Source organism: Ruegeria sp. AB9, assembly GCF_056542585.1.
Genome location: NZ_JBQGAA010000058.1, coordinates 1 through 1,225, shown reverse-complemented (window position 1 = coordinate 1,225; position 1,225 = coordinate 1). Strand labels below are relative to the sequence as shown.

The window sequence follows — 1,225 nt, the reverse complement described above, 5'->3', positions numbered from 1 at the left end:
TCTGCGCCGTGAAGCCCGCGATCTGAAGGAAGTGGTTGCCGAACAGGCTCTTGAACTGCGGTTGCTCAAAAAAAGCATGATCGCGGATGGGGGCGACGACGAATGAGGTATCCTGCATCTGAAAAGCTGGAGATCATCCGCCTCGTCGAAGGCTCGCAGCTGCCGACCAAGCGCACTTTGGAAAAGCTGGGCATCCCGAAGAGCACCTTCTATCGCTGGTACGACCGATATCTCGTCGGTGGCCCCGAGGCGCTTGAAGATCGTAGACCCGCGACGTCACGGGTCTGGAACCGCATTCCCACGCCAATGCGCGAGAAGATCAAGGATCTGGCCCTGAAGGAAAGTGAGCTTTCCCCGCGTGAGTTGGCTGTACGCTTCACCGACACAGAACGGTACTTTGTGTCAGAGGCTTCGGTCTATCGCATCCTCAAGTCCTACGATCTGATCACCAGCCCGGCTTATGTGGTTCTGTCCGCTGCGGATGAGTTCCGGGACAAGACAGCGAGGCCGAACGAGCTTTGGCAGACAGACTTCACATATTTGAAGGTCATCGGTTGGGGCTGGTTCTATCTCAGTACGATCCTGGACGACTACAGCCGATACATCATTGCCTGGAAGCTTTGTACGACGATGAAGACTGAGGATGTGACAGACACGCTGGACCAGGCGCTACAGGCGTCGGGCTGTGATCAGGCAACCGTGCTGCACAAACCGCGTCTGCTCAGCGACAACGGGTCCAGCTACATTTCCGGAGAGTTGGCCGATTGGCTGGAAGATCAGCAAATGGATCACGTGCGTGGCGCGCCATATCATCCGCAAACCCAAGGCAAGATCGAGCGCTGGCATCAGACCCTCAAGAACCGCATCCTGTTGGAAAACTACTATCTGCCCGGTGACCTCCAGCAGCAGATCGATGCTTTCGTCGATCACTACAATCACCGGCGTTACCACGAAAGCTTACAAAACCTCACGCCCGCTGATGTCTACTTCGGACGCGGGCAGACCATTCTAAAACAGCGAGAAAGGATCAAACAAAAGACAATCGAAACCAGGCGCTTGCTTCGCCGCAAATCCGCCGCACAATCAAACCAACCAGATGCGCCAGATCCTCTCTTAGCTCAGGCAGCCATCTGTCCCAAAATCCCTGACAACGGACATGAGCATCCGCAGTTCAAGGGCCTGTACGGCAACCACTTCCTTCAGATCGCGGGCTTCACGGCGCAGG

The 1,225-nt window shown here is 55.9% G+C and carries 1 pseudogene; it reads left to right on the top strand.

Features of this window, described 5'->3' with window-relative positions:
- Positions 1 to 1,080 (top strand): annotated as a pseudogene (locus ACR0K5_RS25100) (IS3 family transposase); the annotation flags it as partial.
- Between the last annotated feature and the right edge of the window lie 145 nt (positions 1,081 to 1,225).